30 protein-coding genes are annotated in these 25,883 nt (G+C 69.0%); 19 read left to right on the top strand and 11 right to left on the bottom strand.

What is annotated here, in order from left to right:
- Positions 1-63 precede the first annotated feature (63 nt).
- The 5 genes from folK (at position 64) to ACXN5S_RS03180 (ending at position 4,984) form a co-directional block, all read left to right on the top strand.
- The gene (gene folK / locus ACXN5S_RS03200; RefSeq protein ID WP_458603938.1) at positions 64-666 is read left to right on the top strand and encodes a 2-amino-4-hydroxy-6-hydroxymethyldihydropteridine diphosphokinase; all 603 of its coding nucleotides are present in this window, start codon (positions 64-66) and stop codon (positions 664-666) included.
- 208 nt (positions 667-874) lie between these two features.
- Entirely contained in the window at positions 875-1,228 is a 354-nt protein-coding gene (rpoZ, locus tag ACXN5S_RS03195) for a DNA-directed RNA polymerase subunit omega (protein WP_458603937.1), read from the top strand.
- Between the two features lie 19 nt (positions 1,229-1,247).
- A complete protein-coding gene (locus tag ACXN5S_RS03190) occupies positions 1,248-3,575 on the top strand; it encodes a RelA/SpoT family protein (RefSeq protein WP_458603936.1) in 2,328 nt (775 codons plus the stop codon).
- Between the two features lie 25 nt (positions 3,576-3,600).
- On the top strand, positions 3,601-4,230 hold the full coding sequence (locus ACXN5S_RS03185; protein ID WP_458603935.1) for a DUF2062 domain-containing protein: 630 nt from the start codon (positions 3,601-3,603) through the stop codon (positions 4,228-4,230).
- Positions 4,231-4,243: 13 nt separating this feature from the next.
- Entirely contained in the window at positions 4,244-4,984 is a 741-nt protein-coding gene (locus ACXN5S_RS03180) for a pyridoxine 5'-phosphate synthase (protein WP_458603934.1), read from the top strand.
- Here ACXN5S_RS03180 and ACXN5S_RS03175 read toward each other — a convergent pair.
- Positions 4,981-5,880, bottom strand: a complete 900-nt coding sequence (locus ACXN5S_RS03175) for a LysR substrate-binding domain-containing protein (RefSeq protein WP_458603933.1) — start codon at positions 5,878-5,880, stop codon at positions 4,981-4,983. The two genes, ACXN5S_RS03180 and ACXN5S_RS03175, sit on opposite strands and share 4 nt — an antisense overlap.
- Before the next feature lie 86 nt (positions 5,881-5,966).
- On the opposite strand from ACXN5S_RS03175, the gene ACXN5S_RS03170 reads away from it, so the two are divergent.
- From ACXN5S_RS03170 to ACXN5S_RS03135, 8 genes are all read left to right on the top strand, one after another.
- Positions 5,967-6,119: a hypothetical protein gene (locus ACXN5S_RS03170; protein WP_458603932.1), complete on the top strand. Its 153-nt coding sequence runs from the start codon at positions 5,967-5,969 to the stop codon at positions 6,117-6,119.
- Positions 6,120-6,168: 49 nt separating this feature from the next.
- Positions 6,169-6,621, top strand: a complete 453-nt coding sequence (locus tag ACXN5S_RS03165; RefSeq protein ID WP_458603931.1) for a hypothetical protein — start codon at positions 6,169-6,171, stop codon at positions 6,619-6,621.
- Positions 6,618-6,920, top strand: coding sequence for a Dabb family protein (locus tag ACXN5S_RS03160; protein WP_458603930.1), 303 nt, complete (start codon positions 6,618-6,620; stop codon positions 6,918-6,920). The genes ACXN5S_RS03165 and ACXN5S_RS03160 overlap by 4 nt, the downstream gene beginning before the upstream one ends.
- A gap of 18 nt (positions 6,921-6,938) precedes the next feature.
- Positions 6,939-7,340 carry a holo-ACP synthase gene (gene acpS, locus ACXN5S_RS03155; RefSeq protein ID WP_458603929.1) on the top strand — a complete coding sequence of 134 codons (402 nt, stop codon included), beginning with the start codon at positions 6,939-6,941 and terminating at the stop codon, positions 7,338-7,340.
- A gap of 126 nt (positions 7,341-7,466) precedes the next feature.
- Positions 7,467-8,300 (top strand): signal peptidase I, encoded by an 834-nt coding sequence (gene lepB / locus ACXN5S_RS03150; RefSeq protein ID WP_458603928.1) that lies wholly within the window; start codon positions 7,467-7,469, stop codon positions 8,298-8,300.
- A gap of 86 nt (positions 8,301-8,386) precedes the next feature.
- The gene (gene rnc, locus ACXN5S_RS03145; RefSeq protein ID WP_458603927.1) at positions 8,387-9,070 is read left to right on the top strand and encodes a ribonuclease III; all 684 of its coding nucleotides are present in this window, start codon (positions 8,387-8,389) and stop codon (positions 9,068-9,070) included.
- 252 nt (positions 9,071-9,322) lie between these two features.
- Positions 9,323-10,228, top strand: coding sequence for a GTPase Era (gene era, locus ACXN5S_RS03140; RefSeq protein WP_458603926.1), 906 nt, complete (start codon positions 9,323-9,325; stop codon positions 10,226-10,228).
- Complete coding sequence (locus ACXN5S_RS03135) at positions 10,228-10,560, top strand: DUF1491 family protein (protein WP_458603925.1); 333 nt, start codon at positions 10,228-10,230, stop codon at positions 10,558-10,560. The genes era and ACXN5S_RS03135 overlap by 1 nt, the downstream gene beginning before the upstream one ends.
- Before the next feature lie 308 nt (positions 10,561-10,868).
- Here ACXN5S_RS03135 and ACXN5S_RS03130 read toward each other — a convergent pair whose 3' ends face one another.
- Positions 10,869-11,474: a Pr6Pr family membrane protein gene (locus ACXN5S_RS03130; RefSeq protein ID WP_458603924.1), complete on the bottom strand. Its 606-nt coding sequence runs from the start codon at positions 11,472-11,474 to the stop codon at positions 10,869-10,871.
- 84 nt (positions 11,475-11,558) lie between these two features.
- Between ACXN5S_RS03130 and recO the strand changes: the two genes are divergently transcribed.
- Complete coding sequence (gene recO, locus ACXN5S_RS03125) at positions 11,559-12,293, top strand: DNA repair protein RecO (RefSeq protein ID WP_458603923.1); 735 nt, start codon at positions 11,559-11,561, stop codon at positions 12,291-12,293.
- 3 nt (positions 12,294-12,296) lie between these two features.
- Here recO and ACXN5S_RS03120 read toward each other — a convergent pair whose 3' ends face one another.
- Together ACXN5S_RS03120 and ACXN5S_RS03115 are read right to left on the bottom strand one after the other, a co-directional pair.
- Complete coding sequence (locus ACXN5S_RS03120) at positions 12,297-13,013, bottom strand: sugar transferase (protein ID WP_458603922.1); 717 nt, start codon at positions 13,011-13,013, stop codon at positions 12,297-12,299.
- Positions 13,014-13,172: 159 nt separating this feature from the next.
- A complete protein-coding gene (locus tag ACXN5S_RS03115; protein ID WP_458603921.1) occupies positions 13,173-13,781 on the bottom strand; it encodes a CDP-alcohol phosphatidyltransferase family protein in 609 nt (202 codons plus the stop codon).
- Positions 13,782-13,957: 176 nt separating this feature from the next.
- On the opposite strand from ACXN5S_RS03115, the gene ACXN5S_RS03110 reads away from it, so the two are divergent.
- The gene (locus tag ACXN5S_RS03110; RefSeq protein WP_458603920.1) at positions 13,958-15,211 is read left to right on the top strand and encodes an MGH1-like glycoside hydrolase domain-containing protein; all 1,254 of its coding nucleotides are present in this window, start codon (positions 13,958-13,960) and stop codon (positions 15,209-15,211) included.
- Between the two features lie 51 nt (positions 15,212-15,262).
- Here the strand turns inward: ACXN5S_RS03110 and ACXN5S_RS03105 are convergent, their stop codons facing one another.
- From ACXN5S_RS03105 to ACXN5S_RS03095, 3 genes are read right to left on the bottom strand one after another with little or no spacing between them, the layout of a single operon-like run.
- Complete coding sequence (locus tag ACXN5S_RS03105; protein WP_458603919.1) at positions 15,263-16,051, bottom strand: metal ABC transporter permease; 789 nt, start codon at positions 16,049-16,051, stop codon at positions 15,263-15,265.
- Positions 16,051-16,809 carry an ATP-binding cassette domain-containing protein gene (locus tag ACXN5S_RS03100; protein WP_458603918.1) on the bottom strand — a complete coding sequence of 253 codons (759 nt, stop codon included), beginning with the start codon at positions 16,807-16,809 and terminating at the stop codon, positions 16,051-16,053. Before ACXN5S_RS03100 ends, ACXN5S_RS03105 begins: the two co-directional genes overlap by 1 nt.
- On the bottom strand, positions 16,806-17,300 hold the full coding sequence (locus ACXN5S_RS03095) for a transcriptional repressor (protein WP_458603917.1): 495 nt from the start codon (positions 17,298-17,300) through the stop codon (positions 16,806-16,808). The genes ACXN5S_RS03100 and ACXN5S_RS03095 overlap by 4 nt, the downstream gene beginning before the upstream one ends.
- An 85-nt stretch (positions 17,301-17,385) precedes the next feature.
- On the opposite strand from ACXN5S_RS03095, the gene ACXN5S_RS03090 reads away from it, so the two are divergent.
- Positions 17,386-18,288, top strand: a complete 903-nt coding sequence (locus tag ACXN5S_RS03090) for a zinc ABC transporter substrate-binding protein (protein ID WP_458603916.1) — start codon at positions 17,386-17,388, stop codon at positions 18,286-18,288.
- A gap of 3 nt (positions 18,289-18,291) precedes the next feature.
- Here ACXN5S_RS03090 and ACXN5S_RS03085 read toward each other — a convergent pair whose 3' ends face one another.
- On the bottom strand, positions 18,292-19,944 hold the full coding sequence (locus tag ACXN5S_RS03085; protein WP_458603915.1) for a tetratricopeptide repeat protein: 1,653 nt from the start codon (positions 19,942-19,944) through the stop codon (positions 18,292-18,294).
- A gap of 103 nt (positions 19,945-20,047) precedes the next feature.
- The gene (locus tag ACXN5S_RS03080) at positions 20,048-21,697 is read right to left on the bottom strand and encodes an electron transfer flavoprotein-ubiquinone oxidoreductase (RefSeq protein ID WP_458603914.1); all 1,650 of its coding nucleotides are present in this window, start codon (positions 21,695-21,697) and stop codon (positions 20,048-20,050) included.
- Between the two features lie 193 nt (positions 21,698-21,890).
- Here ACXN5S_RS03080 and greA point away from each other — a divergent pair, with 193 nt between their 5' ends.
- Together greA and ACXN5S_RS03070 are read left to right on the top strand one after the other, a co-directional pair.
- Positions 21,891-22,361, top strand: coding sequence for a transcription elongation factor GreA (gene greA, locus ACXN5S_RS03075; RefSeq protein ID WP_458603913.1), 471 nt, complete (start codon positions 21,891-21,893; stop codon positions 22,359-22,361).
- A 16-nt stretch (positions 22,362-22,377) separates the two neighbouring features.
- On the top strand, positions 22,378-23,346 hold the full coding sequence (locus ACXN5S_RS03070) for a hypothetical protein (RefSeq protein WP_458603912.1): 969 nt from the start codon (positions 22,378-22,380) through the stop codon (positions 23,344-23,346).
- Between the two features lie 13 nt (positions 23,347-23,359).
- Here ACXN5S_RS03070 and ACXN5S_RS03065 read toward each other — a convergent pair whose 3' ends face one another.
- Together ACXN5S_RS03065 and ACXN5S_RS03060 are read right to left on the bottom strand one after the other, a co-directional pair.
- Positions 23,360-24,304 (bottom strand): HNH endonuclease, encoded by a 945-nt coding sequence (locus ACXN5S_RS03065; RefSeq protein ID WP_458603911.1) that lies wholly within the window; start codon positions 24,302-24,304, stop codon positions 23,360-23,362.
- A gap of 92 nt (positions 24,305-24,396) precedes the next feature.
- Entirely contained in the window at positions 24,397-25,191 is a 795-nt protein-coding gene (locus tag ACXN5S_RS03060) for a protein-disulfide reductase DsbD domain-containing protein (protein ID WP_458603910.1), read from the bottom strand.
- Positions 25,192-25,297: 106 nt separating this feature from the next.
- Between ACXN5S_RS03060 and ACXN5S_RS03055 the strand changes: the two genes are divergently transcribed.
- On the top strand, positions 25,298-25,867 hold the full coding sequence (locus ACXN5S_RS03055; protein ID WP_458603909.1) for a YqgE/AlgH family protein: 570 nt from the start codon (positions 25,298-25,300) through the stop codon (positions 25,865-25,867).
- The last annotated feature ends 16 nt before the right edge of the window (positions 25,868-25,883 follow it).

Here is a 25,883-nt window from a genome sequence, read left to right as displayed (position 1 = left end):
GTCCCGCGCCGTGAGTGGTGTGAGTGGCTGGCGCGGGGCACGCTAATGTAAGAGAAACGTGTCATGCCGCAAGCACATCGACAAGACACGTCAGGCCACTTGGTGGTTATCGCCCTGGGTTCAAACCTCGACGGGGCGTCACTTTCCCGAAACGCCACGTTGCATTGGGCCTCGCGGGCCATCGAGGCGGCGGCGGGGGCCCCTGTGCGCATCAGTCGCACCTACCGGTCTGCGGCTTACCCCGCGGGAATCGGGCCAGATTTCGTGAATGCCGTCTGCGTCGTGCGCTGGGATGCCGAGCCCGAGGCGATTCTCTCGCAGCTGCATGCCATCGAGGCCGAGGCCGGGAGGGAGCGGCAGACTAGATGGGGGCCGCGCACGCTGGATCTCGATCTCATCGCGGCGGGGGCAGCCGTGCGCCCCGACCGGGAGGGCTGGGCCGCCTGGGTGACGCTGCCGGAGGAGCGGCAGCGGGTGGAGGCGCCGGACAGGCTTGTCCTGCCGCATCCCCGCATGGCCGACAGGGCCTTCGTTTTGCTGCCCCTGACAGAGGTTGCGCCCGAGTGGCGCCACCCGGTGACGGGGCTGACCGCTGCCGAGATGCTGGCGGAGCTGCCCGGGGCCAACGTCGCCGCCCTCACCCCGCTGGAGGGCCAAGTGGACTAGGGGCCCAAGGCACGGCCGGGGCCCGGAAACCTCGGCGCAGCACTTGTCAATCCCTTCCATGCAGCGTAGACGGGGCCTTTCAAAGCGGGGCAGGCTTTGGGCGCAGCGCGCCTGGATCGCCAGGGCGATACGCCGAAAGGTGTGCCACTCCGCCGACGATGCAACCGGCCGCCGCCTGGGCGGCGCCGACAGCAGACAAGGATCATTCATGGCCCGCGTGACCGTCGAAGACTGCGTTGACAAGGTTCCGAACCGTTTCGAGCTGGTGATGCTCGCCGCGCACCGCGCCCGCGAAATCACTGCGGGCGGCCCGCCGACTGTGCCGCGCGACAACGACAAGAACCCCGTCGTCGCCCTGCGCGAGATCGCCGAAGAGACGCAAGGTGCCGAGGATCTGCGCGAGCGCATGATCGAATCGCACCAGACGCAGATCGAGGTCGACCGTCCTGAAGAAGATTCCATGGCCCGCCTCATGGAGGCCGAGGTCGACAAGCCGGCGCGCGACGACATGAGCGAAGAGCGCCTGCTGCGCGAACTCATGGAAGTCCAGCGTCAGCGCTGAGCCGGAGGCACCGCCAGACATGGCCGATCATGGGGTGAGCACCGGAAGCAATTCGCCGGAGCGCACCCCTGCCAAGCCGGCGCGCCCGCGCGCCGCGCGCGGCGTGAAGGTCGAGCGCGCCGACGCGGCAGAGCCTGCCGCGCCGCTGGCCCCGGTCGACCCGCCGCCCACAGCAGAGCACCCCGTGCCGAAGGACGACCCGGTCGCCGCGGCGGGCGAGGCGCTGTTCGCCGTCGTGCGCGGCTACAACCCCAAGACCGACGAAGCGAAGCTGCGCGCCGCCTTTGCCTATGGCCGGCACAAGCATGAGGGGCAGCTGCGCCGCTCGGGCGAGCCCTATTTCACCCATCCCATCGCCGTCGCCGCCATTCTGGCCGAGCAGCGGCTCGATGATTCCACCCTCATCACCGCCCTGCTGCACGACACGATCGAGGACACCAGAACCTCGTTCAGCGAGATCGAGCGGCGCTTCGGGCGCGAGGTGGCCGAGCTGGTGGATGGCGTCACCAAGCTGACCAACCTGCAGCTCTCGTCTGCGCAAACCCAGCAGGCCGAGAACTTCCGCAAGCTCTTCATGGCCACCAGCCGCGACCTGCGGGTGACGCTGGTGAAGCTGGCCGACCGGCTGCACAACATGCGCACCATCGGCTCGATGTCGCCCGAGAAGCAGCAGCAGAAGGCGCGCGAGACGATGGAGATCTTCGCGCCCCTCGCCGGCCGCATGGGCATGCAGTGGATGCGCGAAGAGCTTGAGGACCTGTCCTTCAAGGTCATCAACCCCAAGGCCCGCACCTCGATCATCCGCCACTTCGCCCGGCTGCGGCGCGACAGCGGCGACGTGATCAAGCGCATCACCGCCGACATGCGCAAAGAGCTGAAGGCCGCCGGCATTCCCGCCGAGGTGACCGGCCGCGCCAAGATGCCCTATTCGATCTGGCGCAAGATGCAGGCGAAGGATCAGGGCTTCTCGCGTCTCAGCGACATCTACGGCTTCCGCGCCATCACCGAGAACGAGGCCGATTGCTACCGCGCCCTCGGCGCCATCCACCAGCGGTGGAAAAGCGTGCCGGGCCGCTTCAAGGATTACATCAGCCAGCCCAAATCGAACGGCTACCGCTCGATCCACACCACCGTCTCGGGCCGCGACGGTAAACGGGTGGAGGTGCAGATCCGCACCCGCGAGATGCACGAGGTCGCCGAAGCCGGCGTCGCCGCGCACTGGGCCTATCGCGACGGCCAGCGCGCCTCGAACCGCTTCGCCGTCGATCCGGTGCGCTGGATCTCCTCGCTCACCGCGCGGATGGACGAGGTGGAAGATCACGACGCCTTCCTAGAGGCGGTGAAGCTGGAGATGTACCAGGACCAGGTGTTCTGCTTCACGCCCAAGGGCGAGGTCATCAAGCTGCCGCGCGATGCCACGCCCATCGACTTCGCCTATGCCATCCACACCCGCATCGGCCATGCCTGCGTGGGTGCCAAGGTTGACGGCATGCGCGTGCCGCTGTGGACGCGGCTGAAGAACGGCCAGTCGGTCGAGATCATCACCGCCGAGGGGCAGACGCCGCAGGCCACCTGGGTGGACATCGCCGTGACCGGCCGCGCCAAGACGGCCATCCGCCGGGCGCTGAAAGAGGTCGACCGCGAGCGCTTCATCCGCCTGGGGCAAGAGCTGGTGCGCGTCGCCTTCGAGAACCACCGCCGCAAGGCGACCGACAAGGCCCTGCGCACCGCCGCCAAGGCTCTGGCTGTCGAGAGCGTGGATGAGCTGCTGTCGCGCGTCGGCTCCAACGAGCTTTCCGCCCGGCAGATCGTGCGCACGATCTACCCAGATCTCACGCCTACCACGGGCGAGGAGATCGACGAGAACCGAGCCGTCGTCGGCCTTGCCCCCGACCAGCCGCATACCCGCGCGCCCTGCTGCAAGCCGGTGCCGGGCGAGCGCATCGTCGGCATCACCTGGCGGGGCCGGGGCGTTGTCGTGCACGCCATCGACTGCGCGGCGCTGGTGGAATTTGAAGAGCAGCCGGGCCGCTGGCTCGACCTGCGCTGGCAGGAGGGGCAGCACAAGGCGATCCACGATGTCACGCTCGATGTCACCATCGTCAACGATGCCGGCACCCTCGGGCGGCTGTGCACATTGATCGCCGAGCAATCCGCCAATATCTCCAATCTGGAGTTCAAGGATCGCAAGCCCGATTACTATCGCCTTCTGGTCGATGTAGAATTGCGGGACGCGGAGCATCTTCACCGGGTGATGACGGCGCTTGAGGCAGAAAGCGACGTGGCCGCCCTGCGCCGCTACCGTGACCCGAGCCGGGCGAACGAGCCTCTGAAGGGGCAAAGCTGAGAGATAGAGGAGAGGCGCAGGCTTCATGGTCTTCAAGCGCCGCGACAGACGCCCATGGTACCGGGCGCTGACAGAACTGCTCTGGCCCCGTGGCGGCTGGAAGCGGGCGTTCAACTATGTCGCCCACCGCCTGCGCCGCCTGCCCGACACGCCAGAGAAGATCGCCCGCGGCCTCTGGGCTGGCGTCTTCGCCAGCTGGACCCCGTTCTACGGGCTGCATTTCATGGTGGCGTGGCTCATCGCCCTCATTATGCGCGGCAACGTGCTGGCGGCGCTGCTGGGCACCTTCTTCGGCAACCCGCTCACCTATGTGCCCATCGGGGTGATCTCGCTGCAGACGGGGCATATCCTGCTGGGCCGCCGCCCGCGCAGCGAGCTGCATGACAGCTTCGGGGCCAAGTTCCTCGGCGCGGGCGAAGACCTCTGGCACAACTTTCTGGCGCTCTTCTCGCCGGAGCCGACGGAATGGGGCCGGCTGGCCGAGTTCTGGCACGATGTGTTCCTGCCCTATCTCGTCGGCTTCGTGATACCGGGTGCGATTGCCTCGACGGTGGTGTATTTCCTCGCCGTGCCGCTGATCCGCGCCTATCAGAACCGCCGCAAGAAGGTGCTGAAGGAGCGGCTGAGCCAGCTTGGCAAGAGCGGCAGCCCGTAAGAAGGAGAGAGCCATGACGGCATTGCGGCTCGGCGTGAACATCGACCATGTGGCCACCGTGCGGAACGCGCGCGGCAGCGCCTACCCCGACCCGGCCCGCGCGGCCCGTCTGGCCGAAGAGGCGGGGGCCGATGGCATCACCGCGCATCTGCGCGAAGACCGGCGCCATATCTCCGACGCCGATATCGAGGCGCTGATGGCGGCGCTGAACGGCCCGCTCAACCTCGAGATGGCAGCGACAGAGGAGATGCAGGCCATCGCCCTGCGCCACCGCCCGCATGCCGTGTGCCTCGTGCCCGAGAAGCGCGAGGAGCGGACGACCGAGGGCGGGCTGGACGTGGCCCGCGAAGAGAACCGCCTCGCCCATTTCATCGCGCCGCTGCGCGAAGCCGGCTGCCGCGTCTCGCTGTTCATCGGCGCCGACCGCCCGCAGGTGGAATCTGCCGCGCGCATCGGCGCCGCCGTCGTCGAGCTGCACACAGGCGCCTATTGCGACCTGCACACCGAGGGCCGCTTCGAAGAGCGCGACGCCGAGCTTGCCCGCCTCACCGAGATGGCAGCGCTGGCCGACGAGCTGGGGCTGGAGGTGCATGCCGGCCATGGCATCACCTACGAGACAGTCGCCCCCATCGCCGCCATCCCGCAGGTGCGCGAGCTCAACATCGGCCATTTCCTGATCGGCGAGGCCATCTTCCGCGGCCTGCAGCCCGCCATCGCCGAGATGCGCCGCCTGATGGACGAGGCGCGGGCCTAGCCAGCCGTCCTCCCCAGCCCGGCCGCCGCCACCTCCTCCTTCAGCCAAGCCGCGAAGGCGCGCACGGCGCGGGTGGGGCGCCTGTCCGCCGCGGTGATCAGCCAGTAGTGGTTGCGGGTGGCATGGCGGCCGGCAAATGGCGCAACCAGATGGCCGCGCTCCAGCGCATCTGTCGCCAGCGTCTCGAAGGCGAGGAAGACGCCCTCGCCCGAGATCGCTGCATCCAGGCAGAGCATGGAATCGCTGAAGAACGGGCCGTCGCCGGGCGTGATCTCGGCGTGCCCCTCCGGCCCCAGCCAGTCCTCCCAGCCGAAATTGGCACCGGTTTCGCGGATCACGGGCACCCGGGCGAGATCGTCATGGCTGTGAAGCCGCGCCGCGAGATCGGGTGCGCAGACGGGGAAGATCACCTGCGGCCAGAGCTGCTCGACTGTCACTCCGCTATACCCGCCGGGGCCGTTGCGAAGGCAGATATCCGCCTCGCCGGCATTGGGGTCGACCAGCCCCAGGCTGGCATCGAGCCGGATGCGCAGCTCCGGATGCCGCGCCCGGAAGCGGGGCAGCCGCCAGATCAGCCAGCGTGCCGCAAAGACCGGCGCAACCGAGACGGTGAGATGATCCTCGGCCCGCTGCGCCCTGGCCCCGGCGGCGGAGAGCTCGGCGAAGCCCCTTTGCAGCTGAGCCGTGACCGGCGCGCCCCGCTCTGTCGGCACCATGCCGGCGGGTCGCCGCTCGAAGAGCGTCAGCCCCAGCACACGCTCGGCGCGGATCACCTGCTGGCTGACCGCGCCGGGCGTCACGCCCATCTCCTCCGCGGCCGCCGCCAGCGAGCCCAGGCGGGCGACGGCCTCGACGGCGCGCAGGCTCTGCAGGGGAAGGCGGTTCAGCGGGTTCATATAGTCAGGCTATACCCCTCTCCACCGATCCGGCAATGATCGGCGCAGGGCCGCATGGCAGAACGCTCCCCGAAAGGAGCCATCCCATGCCCCGCCTTTTGCGCGCCTTCCGGCGCCTCACCCTGCCGCCGCCGCGCCCCTGCCCCGGCCCGCTCGACCATCCCCAGATCGCCCGCATGAGTCCGCGCGAGCTGGCCGACCTGCCCCTGCCGCGCGACTCCCCGCCCACGCGGCTTTGACGGGAGCGGCCGCCGCGCTTACCTCTGGCCTTCAAACCCCGGAGACATCATGCGCGCCACAGCCCTCTTCACCGCCCTCGCCCTTCTGCCCCAGACAGCCTTCGCCTTCGGCGCCGAGCCATGCGCCGGGCGCGTCGGCATCGATTCCATCGTCGAGCCCTGGGCGGAGTCCACCGCCACCTTCGCCAACGGCGAGGTGCGGGTCGCGCTCATCGACTTCACCGAGCCCGCCGGCGGGCCGGTGCATCTGGCCATCATCTCGCCGCCCCGCGACGAGCTGGGCCTGCGCCAGTGCCGGCTGATCACGCGCGACGGCGTCTTCGGCTGGTCGAACCTCGACTTCTCCACGCTGGAGGCCGCCTACGACCCGGCGACCGGGCTGACCTTCACCATCGAGGGCTCCGCCGCCAATGCCGACGAGACCGCCTTCGACCCGCTTCTGGTCACCGTCACCCTTGACCAGTCCACCGGCGAGATCGGCGTCAGCGAGGCCCCGCTGTGATCGCGCATGTCGTGCTTCTGGCCCTGCGGGACGACCATGACCCGGTCGAGCTGCAAACCGTGATGGACGGCCTCGCGGCGCTGAAGCTACCGGGTTTCGACAGCTTCCGCCACGGCCCGAATATCGACGCCGAGGGCAAGTCGCCCGGCTATCCCTACGGCTTCGTCGCCACCTTCGCCGACCGTGCGGCGCTCGCAACCTACGCCGCCGATCCCGGCCATAAGGCACTCGGCGCCCGGCTGGCCGCCCTTTGCACCGGCGGCGGCGCGGGCATCTTCGTGGCCGATCTCGATGTCTGAGCCGGGCGGAGGCGCGCAATGATCCTCGGCATCGGCACGGATCTCGCCAATATCGAGCGGATCGAGGGCACCATCGCCCGCTTCGGCGAGCGCTTCCTCTCCCGCGTCTTCACCGACCGCGAGCGCGCCCGCGCCGAGCGCCGACCCTATGCTGTCGCCGCCACCTATGCCAAGCGCTGGGCCGCGAAAGAGGCCTGCTCGAAGGCGCTCGGCACCGGACTGCGCATGGGCATCGCCTGGAAGGACATGTCGGTCACCAACCTGCACAGCGGCCAGCCGGTGATGCATGTGCAGGGCTGGGCGAAGACCCGGCTCGATGAGCTAACGCCTCCGGGCCACCGCGCCGTCATCCATGTCACCCTGACAGACGATCACCCCTGGGCGCAGGCTATGGTTGTGATCGAGGCGCTGCCGGACTAGCCGCGCCCTCGCGCCCTCGCTGAACGGCTGCGTGAACACCAGCCCCTGCGGCGCACCCCATGTTGACACAAGCCAGCGCCCTCTCCATGAAGCGCGGGCCGAGGCTGGCGATAAGGCAGATCCAAAATGACCGAGAAGACGGGCGCCCTTGCCGGGACCTGGGAGACCATCAAGACCATCGTGTATGCCCTGCTCATCGCCGGGGTCTTCCGTAGCTTGTTCTTCCAGCCCTTCTGGATCCCCTCGTCCTCGATGAAGGACACGCTGCTGGTCGGCGATTTCCTCTTCGTCAACAAGATGGCCTATGGCTATAGCTACGCCTCCTGCCCCTCGATCCGCATCCCTGCTCTCGGCATCGATATCGGCGCCGATGATTTCTGCGGCTGGATGGGCGAAGAGGGGCGCATCCTCGCCAGCGAGCCCGAGCGCGGCGATATCGTCGTCTTCCGCCACCCGGTGGACGGGCGCGACTTCATCAAGCGGCTGATCGGCCTGCCGGGCGACCGCATCCAGGTGATCGACGGCGTCCTGCAGATCAACGGCGAAGCGGTGGAAGTGGTGCCCGACGGCGTCTTCAGCGAAACCTACGAGCCGCAGGGGCCCCAGGGTGGCACGCCGCGCTGCTCCAACGGCGCCGTCGGCCTGGGTGCCGAATGCCTGAAGACGCGCTACCGTGAGACGCTGCCCAATGGCGTGACGCATGACATCCTCGATATCGGCGACCAGGGGCTCGACAATACCGGCGTCTTCACGGTTCCCGAGGGGCATTACTTCTTCATGGGCGACAACCGCGACAACTCGACCGACAGCCGCGTGCCGCAATCCGCGCGCGGGGTGGGCTATGTGCCCTTCGCCGATATCGTCGGCCGCGCCGACCGCGTGATCTTCTCCTCCGCCGGGCGCTCGATCCTCGCCTTCTGGACATGGCGGAGCGACCGGTACTTCAAGAAGCTGGAGTAGCGCGGCGTGGCCGAGGCGACGCTCGTTTTTCAGGTCCTGATGCTGAATGCCGGCTGGCGGTCCACCGGTATTCAGGCGCCAGCGCCATGACGCTCGCCAGCGACATTGCCGCTTTCTCCGAACGGCTCGGCCATCGCTTCGGCGACCCCGCCCTCTTGCGCCGCGCCCTCACGCATGGCTCCGCCACCGGCGCCGGCAAGGAAGACAACCAGCGGCTGGAATTCCTCGGCGACCGCGTGCTGGGCCTGGTGATGGCCGAGGCGCTGCTGAAGGCCGACAGGACGGCGCGTGAGGGCCAGATCGCCCCGCGCTTCAACGCCCTCGTCCGGCGCGAGACCTGCGCCGAAGTGGCGCGCGAGGCGGGGCTTGGCGAAGTGCTCAAGCTCGGCCGGTCTGAATCGATGTCGGGCGGGCGCCGCAAGGAGGCGCTGCTGGCCGACGCGATGGAGGCGGTGATCGCCGCCGTCTATCTCGACGCCGGGCTCGAGCCGGCCCGCGACCTGGTGCTGCGGCTCTGGGGCGGGCGGGTCGCCGCCGCGCCGGCGGATGCGCGCGACGCCAAGACGTCGCTGCAGGAATGGGCCCAGGCGCGCGGGCTTGCCCCACCCACCTATGCCGAGATCGCTCGCTCCGGCCCCGACCATGCGCCCGTCTTCACCATCGAGGCCCGCCTTTCGACCGGCCAAAGTGCCCGCGCCGAAGCCGGCTCGAAGCGCGTCGCCGAGCATGAAGCGGCCACGGCACTGCTGCAGCAGGTCCGCAGCAGCTGACCCCTCGCCCGGAAGGCACCGCGCCCTCCGCCCCTCCCCCTTCATCTCGCTTTTCTGGAAATATCCCGGGGGTCCGGGGGCTGGCCCCCGGTCCTGCCCCCTCCACCCCGCACCGCCCGTTCCAACAGGATCGCCGGCGCGCCGGGGTGGGTGGGCGGGAGGCCGCCGGCGATCCGGCACCTCCCGACTCCCTTCACAAGCGGGCCCGCATCGGCTATGCCCCGCCATCCCCCGAGCCAGAGGATCTGCCCCATGCCCACCCGTGCCGGTTTCGTCGCCCTGATCGGCGAGCCCAATGCGGGCAAGTCGACGCTGCTCAACCGCATGGTCGGCGCCAAGGTCTCCATCGTCACCCACAAGGTGCAGACGACCCGCGCCCGCATTCGCGGCGTGGCGATCGAGGGCGAGAGCCAGATCGTCTTCGTCGACACACCCGGTCTCTTCCGCCCGCGCCGCCGGCTCGACCGCGCCATGGTCGCCGCCGCCTGGGGCGGGGCCGGCGATGCCGATGTCGTGGCCCTCCTGATCGAGGCGCATCGCGGGCTGACCGAGGGCGTCGAGGCCATCCTGGAGAAGCTGGAAGAGGTCGCGGGCGGCCGCCCCGTGGCGCTGATCGTCAACAAGATCGACAAGGTGAAGGCCGAGGTGCTGCTGGCGCTGACGGAGAAGCTCAACGCCCGCTACGCCTTCGACAAGACCTTCCTGATCTCCGCCGAGCGCGGCCATGGCTGCGACGATCTCAAGGAATGGCTGGCGGGCCAGGTGCCCGAGGGCCCGTGGCTCTACCCCGAAGACCAGATCGCCGACCTGCCCATGCGCATGATCGCCGCCGAGATGACCCGCGAGAAGCTCACGCTGCGCCTGCACCAGGAGCTGCCCTACGAGCTGACGGTCGAGACGGAGGCGTGGGAAGAGCGCAAGGACGGCTCGGCCCGCATCGACCAGATCGTCTATGTCGCCCGCGACGGCCATAAAGGCATCGTGCTCGGCAAGGGCGGCGAGACGATCAAGGCCGTCTCCAAGGCCGCCCGCGAGGAGCTCAACGAGTTTCTCGGGCGGCAGGTGCATCTCTTCCTGCAGGTGAAGGTGCGGCCGAACTGGCTCGACGAGGCCGAGCGCTACTCCGAGATGGGGCTCGACTTCAAAGACGGCGCCTGATGGAGGGCCGCCTCGCCACCGGCCTCTGGGTCGCCGCCTATCGCAAGCGGCTCGAGCTGGCGGGCATCCCCGCCTATCTCACCCACCGCGGCGACGACACGGCGGGCGCGGTTCTGGTGAAGCTGGCCACGATGGACGGCACCGCCAAGCTCTACCAGCGCAGCTGGGACTACGAGAGCGACACCCGCCACTGGACGCTGCTCACCGAGGGCCCGGAGGCGGACGTGGATGACAGCGCCCGCCGCCAGCGCGGCATGGACCCGGACCTCTGGGTCATCGAGATCGAGGACAGTCACGGGCGGACGCTGCTTGAGGAAGACGGGCTGGCGTAGCGGGGCCTCGTGGGCGGATCGCTCGCTCACCTGCGCACCGCTCGCTCTCCGCTGGACCAAAGCCTGCAGGCGCAGGGCGAGCGCCGGCCCATGGGGTGGCGCCCTGCCTCGTCAGCTATCGCGCTTTATGCCTGCCACATCCCTCCCAGAGGAGGGCTTCGCGCTGCCCCGACCTGAGCGCCAGCCAGCGGGACGGCCCGGCACTCGTACTGCGCCTTCGGCGCACACACCGGGCGGGGGAACGGCCGCAGAGTCGGAGTGGCGGGGTGCCCCCCCCTACCGCTGGCCGAGGGCGCTGGCCTGAGGGCTCAGCGCCGCTGCAAGCCGCCCAGCATCCGCGCCAGCGCCACCAGCGCCAGGCCCGCGATCCAGAAGGCCCCGAAGAACAGCGCCATGTTGCGCAGGCTGCCGGTCCAGCCCAGCTCCACCACGTTGACGAAGCTGTAGGGCCAGAGCCCGTCCAGCCCGCCACGAACGAGGACGTAGGCGAGGTAGAGCGCAGGCCAGACCAACCACACCGCCGCCGCTCGCCAGCGCAGCCCCGCCTTGCGCGCAAAGGCCAGCCACCAGAGCGCGGCGGCGATCGGCAGCACGGCATGCTGGATGAACGTGACCGCGGCCCAATAGCCCGTCGCATTCCCGCCGCCGAGGATCGTAAAGAACACCACGCCGACGATGGCCAGCCAGAGCACCAGCCCGGCCCCGAAGCCGCGCGAGAGCGGTCGCCCGACGACGGCCATCCAGGTGAAGGCGCCAAGCCCCATCCAGATGGTCAGGTCGGTGAAGTAGCGCGCCCGCCGCCACAGGGCCTCTCCCGGCACGCCCTCGGCGAAGGCGGGCACGATGTCGAACAGCGTCACCCCGAGGAAAAGGAGGCAGGTGAGTACGGCGGCAGGCTGGGCAAGGCGGGACATGGCCCCTTCCTGCCGGTTTCCACTCGCTGCGCAAGGGCCAGGCGGCCCCTATACAAGCCGGGCGCGCGCCTTGATAACCGCCTGATGGAATGGCGAGACGACGGCTTCGTGCTTTCAGCCCGGCCGCATGGCGAGACGGCGGCGCTTGTCGAGGTGATGAGCGAGGCGCATGGGCGGCACGCCGGCCTCGTGCGCGGCGGTATCTCTCGCAAGGCCCGCCCGCATCTGCAACCCGGCAACTTGCTCGATCTCACATGGCGCGCGCGGCTGCCGGAGCATCTTGGCTCCTTCACCTTCGAGCCGAAGGGGGCGAGCCCGGCACTTGGCTCTCGGCTGGCTCTGGCCGGTGTCAGCTCGATCTGCGCGCTGCTCTCGCTCACCCTGCCGGAGCGTGACCCGCATCCCGGCCTCTACCGGCAGAGCCTGGCGCTGATCGGCATGGCCGGCGAGCCGATCTTCGCGCTGGCCTATCTGCAATGGGAGCGGGCGCTGCTGGAGGAGATGGGCTACGGGCTCGACCTTACCTCCTGCGCGGTGACCGGCACGACGGAGGCGCTCGTCTACGTCTCGCCCAAGTCGGGCCGCGCCGTCAGCGCCACTGGCGCCGGCGAATGGGCGCCGAAGCTGCTGCCCCTGCCGCAAGTGATGCTGGGCCAGGGCGCGGGGAGCGCGGCCGAGGTCGCCGACGCGCTCGGCACCACGGGCTGGTTCATCGAGCACAAGCTGCTGGCGGGCGGAGGCGATCATCCGCTGCCACCGGCGCGGGGCCGGCTCATCACCGCGATTCGCGCGAGCGCTGTCGATGAGGATGCGGGGTAGCTGTCAGCCCTTGCGGCGGAACGGCGTCAGCGCCGTGCGGCCGACGAGCCAGAGATCCATCCAGATGGTGCGGTTCTTCTGGTAGATCAGGTCGAGCCGGGCCTTCCGCGGCACGCAGCGGGTGCGATAGGTGCGATCGGATTCGCGCGGCGTCTTGCAGGCGGCCAGCAGCTTCTCTTCAGTCGGGTAGTACACGATCGTGGCGAGCCCCGTGATGCCCGGGCGGCTCTTCAGAACCTCGCCATAGATCTCGGGGAAGCTCTCGACATATTTGCGCAGCGGCGGGCGGGGGCCGACGAGCGAGATGTCGCCCTTCAGCACGTTCCACAGCTGCGGCAGCTCGTCGATCCGGGCGCGGCGTACGAAGCGCTGCAGGCGCGAGATGCGGCGCGCCTTGTCGCCGCCCGTCACGCCCTCGGCGCTCAGATCGGTCTGCATGGTGCGCAGCTTGATGAGCTTGAAGCTTTGCGTAGGCGTGCGCATCCGCTCGGAGATGAAGAAGACCGGGCGCCCTTCCGCCACCAGCATGACTGCGAGAGAAAGCAAGATCACCGGCCAGAGCAGCGCGAAGAGCAGAAGAGCGCCGGTAATATCCATGGCCCGCTTCGCCGGAGTGACCGGGCGGGGGCTGCGCTCACGCAGGCGGGTGCCGCGCCAGGGGCCTGTCCATCCCGTTCGGCTTGTGTCGACGGGAAGAACGGCCTCGGAGACTTGCGACATCGGCGACCTTTCCTTCAACACCAGCCTGTGCGGGGGCGAGCCTTTGCCCGCAACCCCTTTAGCACCGGATGATTCACATACCCTTTCGCGGTGGCTGCCCTTTATTTAGGCCTGCTTCGCCGCGTGTTTGATCTTGGCTACTAGATACAAGTGCAAATGTCAGCCCCGGAAGAGGCGACGGGCCGCAATGAGCCGCAATGTGCCTGTCAGGAAACAGGCGATGCCGAATGCCCAGGCGAGCGGCGCGAATGCCTCCGGCAGCAGCATCAGCAGGATGAAGAAGGCCAGCGTCTCGCCGCCCTCCAGAAGGCCGTTGGAGTAATAGAGCGATTTCTCGCCCTGCGCCGATGTCTCCATCCCCCGCCGCTCGGCCAGCACCGAGAAGCCGAGAAAGGTGGCGCCGTTGAAGTAGAAGCTCGCCAGAAGGAAGGCGCCAGAGGCGGCGCGGCTGGTCGGATCGGCGACGACGAAGGCCAGTGGAACGGCGCCGTAGAACAGGAAATCGGCGGAAATATCGTAATATCCGCCGAAATCCGTCTTGCGGGTGGCCCTTGCGATGGCGCCGTCCAGCCCGTCGGCGAGGCAGCGCAGGGCGAAGGGCAGCAGCGCCAGCATCTCCCAGCCCGCCGCGATCATCGCGGCGCAAACCAGCCCCGCGGCCAGCCCGGCGGAGGTCATCAGGTTCGCGGTCAGCCCAACCTCTGCCAGGCGCCGGCCCGCCTGATTGAGCGGCGGGTCGATCATTCGGCGGAGGGCGGCATCGAACATCGGCAGAGTCCGGCAATTCAAGATTCGGCAGAGCTAGACGATAATCCGCCGGGCGGGGCAAGACTTGCCGAGAAATCACGCAATTGTGGCCTGCGGGCTGCGCAGTTCCTGCGCGCAGGCCAGCGAAGATGCCCCCGGCCTTGCCCTTGGCCCTGCCGAGGCGCCAAGCATTTTGGATGGATGCAGACAAGATCGACAAGCTGGCCCGGCGGATCCTGCGCGGCAACGACCGGGGCGGATACACTGTGCCGACGGCCGGGCTCTACCCCTACCAGTGGAACTGGGATTCCTGCTTCGCCGCCTGGGGCTTTTCCACCTTCGACGTGCGCCGCGCCTGGTTCGAGATCCAGACACTGTTCACCGGGCAGTGGGACAATGGCATGGTCCCACATATCATCTTCCACAAGCGGGCCGATGGTTACTTCCCGGGCCCCGACGTGTGGCGGGTTCCGCGCGTGCCCCATACCTCGGGCATCACCCAGCCGCCGGTCGCCGCCACGCTGATCCGCTCGGTCTACGAGGCCGACAAGCACTACGGCCGCGTGCATATGGAGCTGGTCTACGGACGGCTCGTCTCGTGGCACCGCTGGTTCATGAAGCACCGGGTGCAGGACGGCATGGTCGCCATCACCCATCCGTGGGAATCGGGGCGCGACAATGCCGCCGACTGGGACGCGGCGCTGGAGAATGTCGACGGCTCCAACGTGGGCGAGTACACGCGCTGCGATACCGCGCATGTTGATGCCTCGATGCGGCCCAGCAAGGAAGATTACGACCGCTACCTGGCCATCGTGCAATTCTCGCGCGATGCCGGCTGGGACGAGGCGGTGATCGCCAGGGACGGGCCGTTCCGCGTGGCCGATGTGGGCATGACCTTCATCCTGCTGCGCGCCTGCCGCGACCTTCTGCACATTGCCGCCGAGCTCGACCATTACACCGGCGAGATCGAGGGCTGGATCAAGGAGCTGGAGCGCGGCGCCGAGGCGCATTGGAACCCGGAGGGCTTCTACGATTCGCGCAATCTGCGCACGGGCGAGTTCTCCGGCGCCCCCGGCTCGGCCTCGTTCCTCGCCTGGTACGCGGGGGTTGAGAACCCCGAGCTGCACCAGCTGCTGACCGACATTCTCGACCGCACGCAATACGGCGTCGCCTCGCTCGACCCGCGGCGGCGGCGGTTCGATGCACTGCGCTATTGGCGCGGGCCGATCTGGGCGGTGCTGAATGCGATGATCGGGCTGGGGCTGGCCGAGATGGGCCATACGCTGCTGGCCAACAAGCTGCGCAAGGACACGCAGAAGCTCATCGCCGAGCACGGGTTCTACGAGTATTTCTCGCCGCTCGACGGGGCACCGGCTGGCGGCAACAGCTTCACCTGGACGGCCGCCATCTGGCTGGCCTGGGCCGGGCCGCACGCTCGCGGGCGGCTCTGAGGCGCCGGAAACCATATGGTTTCCGTGCGCGATTTCCATATGGAAATCGCTTCAGCCCGCACGCCGGGGCATCAGGCTCGTGATGGCGAAGAGCACCGAGGCGAGGCAGACGATGCTCGGCCCCGCCGGCGTGTCGAAGAGATACGCCAGCCACAGCCCGCCCAGCGCCGAGATTGCGGCAAGCCCGGCGGCGATCCCCGCCATCCCCTCCGGCGTGCGGGCCAGCGGCCGGGCCGCGGCGGCGGGGATGACCAGCATCGCGCCGATCAGCAGCGCCCCGACCACCTTCAGCGCAACGGCCACCACGATGGCGAGGGCGACGACCAGCACCAGCTCTTCGCGCCTTGCGTCATATCCGGCGGCGCGGGCCAGATCGGGGCCGAGGGTCGAGGTCAGCAGCGCCCGCCAGCGCCAGGCCAGCAGCGCCGCCACCAGCGCCGCGCCGCCCCAGATGATGGCGAGGTCGCCCCGTGTTACCGCCAGGATGTCGCCGAAGAGATAGGCTGAAAGGTCGCCGCGCAGCCCCGGTGTCAGCGCCACCGCCACCAGGCCGAAGGCGAGGGCCGCATGGCTGAGCACGCCGATGGCGCTGTCGCTGGAATGGCCGCGCCTGTCGAGCCAGCTCACCGCGAGGCCCATCACCAGCGCAACGGCCAGCGCGCCCCAGAAGATCGAGATCGACAGCGCCAGCCCCAGTGCCACGCCGAGAACGGAGGCATGGGCCGTGGCGTGGCCGAAATACGCCATCCGCCGCCACACCACGAAGCAGCCGAGCGGCGCCGCGATCAGCGCGATGCCCAGCCCGGCGAGGGCTGCGCGCACCAGAAAACTGTCGAGCATCACTCGGCCCCGTGGTGGTGGTGGTGCGCGTGGTCATGCCCCGCTTCGGACCCGTGCGCATGGTCATGCTCGTGCCGGTAGAGCGCCAGCGCGCCCTGCGTGCCCGAGCCGAAGAGCGCACGGTATTCCGGCGCGCTCGCCACATGCTCCGGCGCGCCCTCGCAGCAGACATGGCCGTTGAGGCAGATCACCCGGTCGGTCGCCGCCATCACGACGTGCAGATCGTGGCTGACCAGCAGGATCGCGCAGCCATGGGTCTGTCGCACCTGCTCGATCTGGCGGTAGAAGGCGGCGGAGCCCTGCTGGTCGAGCCCCTGCGTGGGCTCGTCGAGGATAAGCAGCTGCGGCTGCGCCAGCAGCGCCCGCGCCAGCATCACCCGTTGTGCCTGCCCGCCCGAGAGTTGGGCCATCTGCCGGTCGCCCAGCGCGCCGACGCCAGCCTCTTCCAGCGCCGCATCGGCAGCGGCGCGGCTGACGGGGCGCGGCAGCGACAGGAAGCGGCGGGCCGAAAGCGGCAGCCCCGGGTCGATATGCAGCTTCTGCGGCACATAGCCGATGGTCAGCCCCGGCGCGCGGGTGACACGCCCGGCATCGGGCGCCAGCGCGCCGATCACCAGACGCATCAGCGTGGTCTTGCCCGAGCCGTTCGGCCCGACGACGGTGACGATCTCGCCCGGCTCGATGGCCAGCGACACGCCGTGCAGCACTGGCTGGCCGCCAAGGCTGACGGCGACATCGTCCAGACTGATCAGGCTCACGCCCGGGCGCCCTCGGCCCCGACGCCGCGGCACACGGGGCAGAGCCCCTCGGCCTCGACCACGACCCGCTCGATCTCGAAGCCGGCCTCGCCCGCGACCTGGCCAAGCCGGCCGCGCGCCACCTCGGCCACCGCCTCGGCCACCGCATCGCATTGGCGGCAGATGAGGAAGGCGGGCGTATGCGTCTCGTCGGGATGCGAGCAAGCGATGAAGGCGTTCAGCCGCTCCACCCGGTGGGCAAAGCCGTGCTTCACGAGAAAATCGAGCGCCCGATAGGCGACAGGAGGCTGCGCGCCCATGCCCTCGGCCTTCAGGCGATCGAGGATCTCATAGGCGCCCATGGCCTTGTGCTCGGCCAGCAAGATCTCCAGCACGCGGCGGCGCTGCGGGGTGAGCTGCAGGCCAGCCTCGCGGCAATGCGCATCGGCCGCGGCCACACCTTGCTCGATGCATCCGTGGTGATCGTGTCGCTCAAAACCGATAGTCTGCATGTGAGCCTCCTGAGCCTTGAACTACTTGCTATGTTATATCGTCAGCGCTATCAAGGCACACCGTTACATTATAACAGGCCCACCCATGCGATTGTTCCTCCCCCTTCTGGCCGCCGTCAGCCTTGCCGCCCCGCCACTGTTTGCCGAGGTGCCGCAGGTCGCGACAGATATTGCGCCGGTGCAATCGCTGGCGGCGATGGTGATGGGCGATCTGGGCACGTCGGCGCAGATTCTGCCGCCGGGGGCCAGCCCGCATGACCATGCGCTGCGCCCGTCAGAGGCGGCGGCGCTGGAGCGGGCCGATCTGGTGTTCTGGGTCGGGCCGGAGCTGACGCCCGGCCTCGCCCGCGCCCTGCCCGCCCTCGCCAGCGGCGCGGTGACGGTGGAGCTGCTGGATGCGCAGGGCGTCATCCTGCGCAATTACGACGAGAGCGACGACCATGCCGAAGAGGAGGGCGGGCACCATCATGACGGGCTCGACCCGCATGCCTGGCTCGCCCCCGCCAACGGAGCGGTCTGGCTGAACGCCATCGCCGACAAGCTGGCCGAGCTCGACCCCGAGCATGCCGGCATCTACCGCAACAATGCCGCCGATGGCGCCGCCCAGATCGCCGAAGCGACAGAGGCCGCCCGCGCCAGCCTGACGCCCGTGCAGCGCCTACCCTTCCTCACCTTCCACGATGGCTACGAGTATTTCTCCGACGCCTTCGCGCTTACCAATGAGGGCGGCATCTCGTTGGGCGACGGCGCCTCGCCCGGCCCGGCGCGGATGAGCGAGCTGCGCAATGCGGTCACCTCGGGCGGCATCGCCTGCGTCTTCACCGAGCCGCAATTCGACCCCGGCCTCGCCGAGACCCTGCTCGACGGCACCGAGGCCCGCAGCGCCGTGCTCGACCCGCTCGGCTCCGACCTGCCCGAGGGCGCCGGCCTTTACCCGGCGTTGATCACCAGCATGGCCGACGCCATTGCCGGCTGCCTGAAGGGCTGAGCCTCAGCCCCCGCTGGCGACCTCGGCGGGGGCCATGCCGTCTTCGAGCTTGGCCTGCAGACGCGCCGGCGCCGGAGCCTCCGGCCCGAAGGAGAGGGCGCGCTGCCATTGCACCCGCGCCTCTTCGCGCCGCCCGACTCGCCAATAGGCGTCGCCCAGATGCTCATTGATCTCGGGATTGGCGGCGCTGAGCTCGGCGGCTCGTTCCAGCTGCGGCACCGCCTCGTCCAGCCGGCCAAGGCTGAACAGCGCCCAGCCGAGGCTGTCGATGATGGCGGCGTTCTGCGGCTCTGCCTCGACCGCGCGCTGCACCATGCCCAGCGCCTCGTCGAGCGCCTCGCCGCGCAGCACCAGCGAGTAACCAAGCCTGTTCAGCACCCGCGGCTCGCCGGGCTGAAGCTCAAGCGCGCGGCGCAGATCGTCCTCTGCCCCCGGCCAGTTGCCCGCCTCCTGCCGCGCGATGGCGCGGGTGTAGTGCAGGTGCCAGCGCACCGGCGCGTCGCCGGGGTAGAGCAGCAGGGCCTGATCGTAGGCCGCCTCGGCCTCGGGATAACGCCCCAGCGCCCGGAGGGTATCGCCTAGAGCCGCCTGCAAGTCTGCTTGATCCGGGTTGTCGGCGAGCAGCGCCTGCAGCACCTCCGCCGCCCCCGCCGCATCGCCTGAGCGGCGCATCAGCGCGGCCATCGCCTTCTGGCTTGCGGCAAAGGCGGGGCTGGCCGGGCCCACGCCCGACAGCAGGGCGATGCCCAGATCGGGGCGGCCGAGAATTTCGTAGCTGTCAGCGGCGAGCAGCATGGCTTCGAGATCCTGGGGCGTCAGCCAGAGCGCGGCGCGGGCATAGACGAGCTGGCGCAGGTCGAAGCGGTCGAGCGTGCTCATCCAGTCGGCGAGGGCGAAATACACGCCCGCCAGCCCCGCGCGGGCATCGGGCACCGTCGGCGGCACTGGGCGGCCGGCGCGCAGGTCCTCCGCCAGCGGAGCGAGCGCCATATCGAGGCCCAGCCGCTCCTCCAGCAAGTCAGCCCCCTCCCCGCCCCGGCCAAGCTGGCCGAGCAGGATGGCATGGGCGAGCACAGCGCGCCGGGTGACGGGCATGCCCTGCTCCGGCGGCAGCGAGAACAGCGCCTCCGCCCCTTCCAGATCTCCGGCGAGCGACAAGGCCAGCGCCTTGTTGTAGAGCGCGAAGGGCCGCTGCTCTTCGACCGCCGCCATCGCATCGAAGGCATCCAGCGCGTCGCGCATCCGCCCGTCGCCCGCCAGCGCCCAGGCCCGCGCCAGCTGTTCGACCATGCCCAGGCCCGCATCACCGGCAGGCAGATCATCGAGAATCCCCTGCCAGTCGCCCTGCTCGGCCAGGCGAACATGGCGCACGAGCGCGGCCAGCCCCTCCTGCGCGGCCGGGCCGCGGGCCAGCGGCTCGGCGGCAGCGAAGTCGCCCAGCTCGACGAGCGCTGTCAGAGTGTCTCTCGCAAGGCCCGCATTGCCCTGATCGCTGGCGAGGGCCGACATGTAGTAGCGGGCCGCCGCCTCGAAATCGGAATGCACCGCCGCCGAGCGCCCGGCGAGATAGGCGCCGACATCGTCGGCTCGCACAGGGGCAGAGAACGGGGCGGCGAGCGGCGCCGCGAGGGCGAGCGCGCAGATGAAACCCTTCAAGAGATACCCCTTCTGGCTTGCTGTCCTGCGGGTCAGGCTAGCCAGAGGGGGCCGTCAGGGCAATTGCCGTGCCGGGGCGCAAGCGGCCCCGGCGGGCGCTTGCCTACATGTTCGGGTAATTCGGCCCGTCGCCGCCCTGCGGCACCGTCCATTTGATGTTCTGCGCCGGATCTTTGATGTCGCAGGTCTTGCAGTGCACGCAGTTCTGGAAGTTGATCACGAACTTCGGGCCCGCCTCGTCCTCCACCACCTCATACACGCCCGCCGGGCAGTACAGCCGCGCAGGCTCGCCATAGATCGGCAGGTTGTGCTGGATCGGCACCGAGGGGTCCTTCAGCTTCAGATGCGCGGGCTGGCTCTCTTCGTGATTCGTGAAGGAGTAGGCCACGTTGGTCAGCCGGTCGAAGCTGAGCTTGCCGTCGGGCTTGGGGTAGTCGATGCGCTTGTGCTTCTCGGCCGGCTCGGTCGCTTCTGCATCGGTCTTGCCGTGCTTCATCGTGCCGAAGGGCGAGACGCCCAGCAGCGTGCGGCACCACATGTCGAAGCCGCCCAGCACCAGCCCGCCGAAGGGGCCGAAGCGCGCGTTGAGCGGCGCCACGTTGCGCACCTTGGAAAGGTCCTTGCCCACCGGCCCCTCGCGCAGGGCGGCGTCGTAATCCTCAAGCGTGTCGCCGGCGCGGCCCGCCGCCAGCGCCGCATGGGCCGCCTCAGCCGCCGCGATGCCGGAATGCATGGCGTTGTGGTTGCCCTTGATGCGCGGCAGGTTCACCAGCCCCGAGGCGCAGCCCAGCAGCGCGCCGCCGGGGAAGGCCGAGGTGGGGATCGACTGATAGCCGCCCTTCGTCACCGCGCGGGCGCCATAGGCCACCCGCTTGCCCCGCTCCAGCACCTTCGCCACCCGCGGGTGATGCTTGAAGCGCTGGAACTCCATGTAGGGGTAGAGATAGGGGTTCTTGTAATTCAGATCGACGATGAAGCCGACGTAAACCTGATTTTTATCAAGGTGATACATGAAGGAGCCGCCGGTGCCGCGCTTGCCGAGCGGCCAGCCCATCGTGTGCATCACGAGGCCCTCGTCATGCACGTCGTCCGGCACCTCCCAGATCTCTTTCATGCCGAGGCCGAACTTCTGCACGTCGTGCCCCTCGCGCAGGTTCAGCTTCTCGATCGCCTCTTTCGAGAGCGAGCCGCGCGCGCCCTCGGAGAGGAAGACGTACTTGCCTAGCAGCTCCATACCCGGCTCGTAGGCGTCAGACGGCGTGCCATCGGGGTTCAGCCCGAATTCACCGGCCACCACGCCCGCCAGGCGGCCATCCTCACCCCAGACGAGCTGCGAGCAGGACATGCCGGGGAAGATCTCCACGCCCAGCGCCTCGGCCTGTTCGGCCAGCCAGCGGCAGACATTGCCCATCGAGACGATGTAATTGCCGTGGTTGTTCATGAGCGGCGGCATGATCCAGTTGGGGATGCGGATGCCGCCCCCCTCGCCGAGCATGTAGAAGCGGTCCTTCTTCACCTTCACGGTGATCGGTGCATCCATGTCGCGCCAGTCGGGGAACAGCCGGTCGAGGCCCGAGGGGTCGAGCACGGCGCCCGAAAGGATATGCGCCCCGATCTCGGAGCCCTTTTCCAGCACCACCACGTTGCACTCGGGGTCGAGCTGCTTCAGCCGGATCGCCGCCGACAGGCCGGCCGGGCCGGCGCCGACAATGACGACGTCGTATTCCATGGACTCGCGCTCAGGCTGGCTCATCTCGCTCTCCCAAAGGGCAACTGCCCTGTTCGGTTACCCAATTTCCCGCGCCGCAGCAATCTGTCGCCCCCTGGCGACGCTGCGGCGCGCTGGCCGGCCGATCGGGGCCCACCGAACGGGCAGACTTGACTTTGGGGCCTTGAACGCCGTTAGAAAACCGGCTCGACTAGGAGCGAAACGCAGGATGGCCATCATGGACAAGATACCGCTGACGCGCGCCGGCTACGACAAGATCGACGGCGAGCTGAAACAGCTGAAAAGCGTCGAACGCCCGACCATCATCCGCGCCATCTCCGAGGCGCGCGAGCATGGCGACCTGTCCGAGAATGCCGAATACCATTCCGCGAAAGAAAAGCAGAGCTTCATCGAGGGCCGCATCAAGGAGCTCGAGAGCGTCATCTCGCTCGCCGATGTGATCGACCCCAAAAAGCTCTCAGGCCCCGTCAAGTTCGGCGCCACCGTCGAGCTGGTCGACGAGGATACCGACGAAGAGAAGACCTACCAGATCGTCGGCGAATACGAGGCCGATATCGAGAAGGGCAAGCTCAACATGAAGTCGCCGCTCGCCCGCGCCCTCATCGGCAAGGAAGAGGGCGACAGCGTCGAGGTGCATACGCCCGGCGGCGACAAGGCCTACGAGATCCTCAAGATCAGCTATATCTGACCTCGCGGAGGGGCCCATGCCCGGCCAGCCTCACGATCCCGGTCTCGATCTGGCGCCCCCGGCCCGCCCGACCCTCTCGGGCGGCGACGTTGTGGCGCTCGGCCTCTCGCTCTTGTGGATCGCACTGGCCGCCGGCTGGTTCTTCCTGCGGCCCGAGGGGGTGGCGGAAGAGACGCTGGGCACGATCATCGCGGTGATGGCGGTGATCCTGCCGCTGGCCGTCATCTGGATGGTCGCTGCCGCCGTGCGCTCTGCCCGCATCGTGCGAGAGGAATCGCGCCGCCTGCAGGCCGCGATCGACGCGATCCGCCATGATTATATCGAGGAGCGCCAGTCGCGCGGCGCCAGCCTGCCTGTGGCTCCACAGCCCACGCCGGCCCCCGCGCCCGAGGCGCTACCCGAGCCGCCGCTCACCTTCTCCTCCCGCCGAAACCGCCTGCCCGACCCGCCGGCGGAGGCAGCCGAGGCCCAGCCGCGCCTCGCCCTCGGCACCCCGGCCGACGAGCTTGGGCCCCCGCTGCCACTGGGCGACTTCATCCGCGCCCTGAACTTCCCCGACAACGAGGGCGACGAGGCCGGTTTCTCAGCCCTTCGACGCGCACTGAAAGACAGGCGCGCCCGTCAACTCATCCAAGCCAGCCAGGATGTGCTGACCCTCCTCAGCCAGGAGGGCATCTACATGGACGATCTGAAGCCCGACCGCGCCCGCCCCGAGATCTGGCGCCGCTTCGCGGTGGGAGAGCGCGGCGGCCTCGTCTCGGGCCTTGGCGGCATCCGCGACCGCGCCTGCCTGGCGCTGACCATCGGCCGGATGCGCGAAGACACCATCTTCCGCGACGCCGCCCACCATTTCATGCGCCTGTTCGACCGCATCCTCGGCGAGATCGAACCCGAACTCACCGACGAAGAGCTCGCCGCCCTGACAGAAACCCGCACCGCCCGCGCCTTCATGCTGCTGGGGCGTGTCACGCAGGCGTTCGACTGAAGGGGGCCCATGCCTAGGGCGTGAGGCCGCCGCTAGTCTCCCAGGGAGCCTGGTCCTCCGGCATCGACCGGCCAAAGACGTTCTCACGGTGCCACTTCAGGTTTTCGGGATGCGGCGCGTTCCGAGGGTCGGCCGGGGCAATCAGCTTGCCGTCCGTCGCGAGCAGGCGCCCCACCACATCGCCCGGCACCTTGTTGTGAGAGACGAGGATCGTCTCGCAATCCTCAGCGACAGAGATCAGGCCCCGGTCAAACATCCAGTGCAGGGTGCCCGAGAGCGCGAGCCCGTTGCGAACGGAATCGCTGCCATGACTTTTGACAGGACGGATATGTGCAGCATCCACCTCCGGCCGCCCGCCGCCATTGCGCAGCATGAGGCCCGACATCGCACAGCGATACCCGTAAGCCTCGCGCACCTTCCGGCGGAACGCGACATCGCGGTAGGGCCTGCGGGTCAGCCGCTCCAGCACCGGGCGCTCGAAGGTCTCCGCTCCTTCGGAGAGCTCAGCAGGTTGTGGTTCGTAGCGCGCCGCCTCCAAACGCTCCAGGTCCTGCGGGAGGCCGAGGTTCACGATGCGGGCGAAGTCGGTATCGGGCAGGCGCCGGACGGCGAGCTGCACTGCACCGCCGGTCTTCGGCGTTCCATCCGGTTCGGTCAGGGCCGCCTCCATCAGGCGGCCGTTCATCAGCCGCGGCACCTCCCGGTCGAAGGGAAGGAAGCTCCCCGGCTCGATCATGGCGAGGAACCGCCCCTCTGCGCCCGGCTTGGGGATGACCCGCTCAATCCTGGCAACGGCGAAGTAACCACGCGGGCCCGCCTTCACTGGCTCGTAGTAGACAATCCAGTCGCCCACGGCCTCCTGAACGGCCTTCAGATAGGAGCGCGGGAAGTCATACACGACGTCCGGCTCATCCTCGTAGATCGAGTCAGCCTTGTGGAGGAGGACGAGCTTCACCATGCCCCCAGGAACGCTGCTGTCGCCATCGATGCAAGGATTTCTTAACGAGCGGGCAGCCCCTGGCCCGCATGGACACCCGAGATAAACCTGCCCTAAGGCGCCGGGCAGCCCCGGATATCCGCCGCCTGTCCGCCGCCAAAGAGCGTCAGGCGCAGGGCGCTGCGCTCTACCGTCACCTGGCGGCCCGCGGTGTCGACGAGGCGGGCGGTGAGGCGCAGGGTGTCGCCGGTGCGCACCAGCTCCGGCTCGGAGACCCAGATGCCCGGGCCGGCCTCGATGGCGGCGGCCTCGCCTGCGCCGAGCGGCGGCATTGTGACCTCGGCAACCACCTCCAGCCCCTCTTCCGCCGGGCGGATCTGGCAGGAGACGGCGGTGACCCCCGCCGCCGAGGCGCTGAGCGGCTCGTTTAGCAGGGCGCCCACGATGGCGCCGTCGCGGCTGCCCTCTGCCGGCAGCAGGGCGGAGACGTCCAGGAGCACCGGCACGCAGATCTCCTCGCAGATGCCAAGCTCGACCTCGCCATGCAGGCGGATGTCGCTCGGCCCGTCTGGCACCAGCTCCAGCGGCAGGATCAGCTCGCCGCTGTAGCCGATCGAGCGCATGCCGCCCTCTTCGAAGATTTCGGGCACCGGCCAGTGCGGGCGGATGGCGGCGAGGTTGGTCGAGTCGGAGAAGACGAATTCGGGCGGGATGCCGGCGTCGCCGGGCGCGCGCCAGTAGGTCTTCCAACCCGGCGCCAGCGAAATGCGCAGCGCCGCCATATGGGTGCCGTCGGCCTGCCGCCAGCCGGGCAGCACGCTCAGCTCGACGGCATCGTCGACATCCCAGGCCGCGGCGAGGCCGGGGGCGAGGAGCAGGCAAAAGGTCAGGGCAAGGGCGCGTATCACGGGAGTTGTCTTCGGCAAGGCAGGGCGAAATGGGAAGTCACGTTGACGCGACAGCGCGTGTAAGCGGCCCTTGCACGTGGCCGGGCCGCATCACATCATCTGGGGCATGGACGACACCTCGACTTCCCTGGCCGGCCAGCTTCTGGTCGCCCTGCCCGACATGGGCGACCCGCGCTTCTCGCGCGCGGTCGTCTATATCTGCGCGCATGGCGAAGACGGCGCGCTGGGGCTGATCGTCAACAAGCCGACCCCCGAGATCCGCTTCGCCGAGCTTCTGCGCCAGCTCGGCATCGAGCCCGGCGGCGGCATGGGCGACATCCGCGTGCATTTTGGCGGGCCGGTCGAGCCGCAGCGCGGCTTCGTGCTGCACAGCGCTGATTACGAGGGCGGCGAGGCGACATTGCCTGTGGATGGAGAGGTCGCCATGAGCGCGACCACCGACATCCTGCGCGACATTGCAGAGGGCACGGGTCCGCAGCACAGCATGATGGCGCTCGGATATGCCGGCTGGGGCCCGGGGCAGCTGGAAGAAGAGCTGGCCCGCAACGACTGGCTGACAGCGCCGGCGCGGGGCGAGATCCTCTTCGGCCGCGCCGCCGAGCACAAATGGGCCGCCGCGCTCAAGGGGCTGGGGATCGACCCGGCGGGCCTCTCCTCCAGCTCCGGGCGTGCCTGAGCGGGGCGCGGGCCCA

Source organism: Pseudoroseicyclus sp. H15 (genome assembly GCF_054353345.1).
The sequence above is the reverse complement of the archived record's forward strand: the minus strand, read 5'-3'. Positions and strand labels throughout refer to the sequence as shown.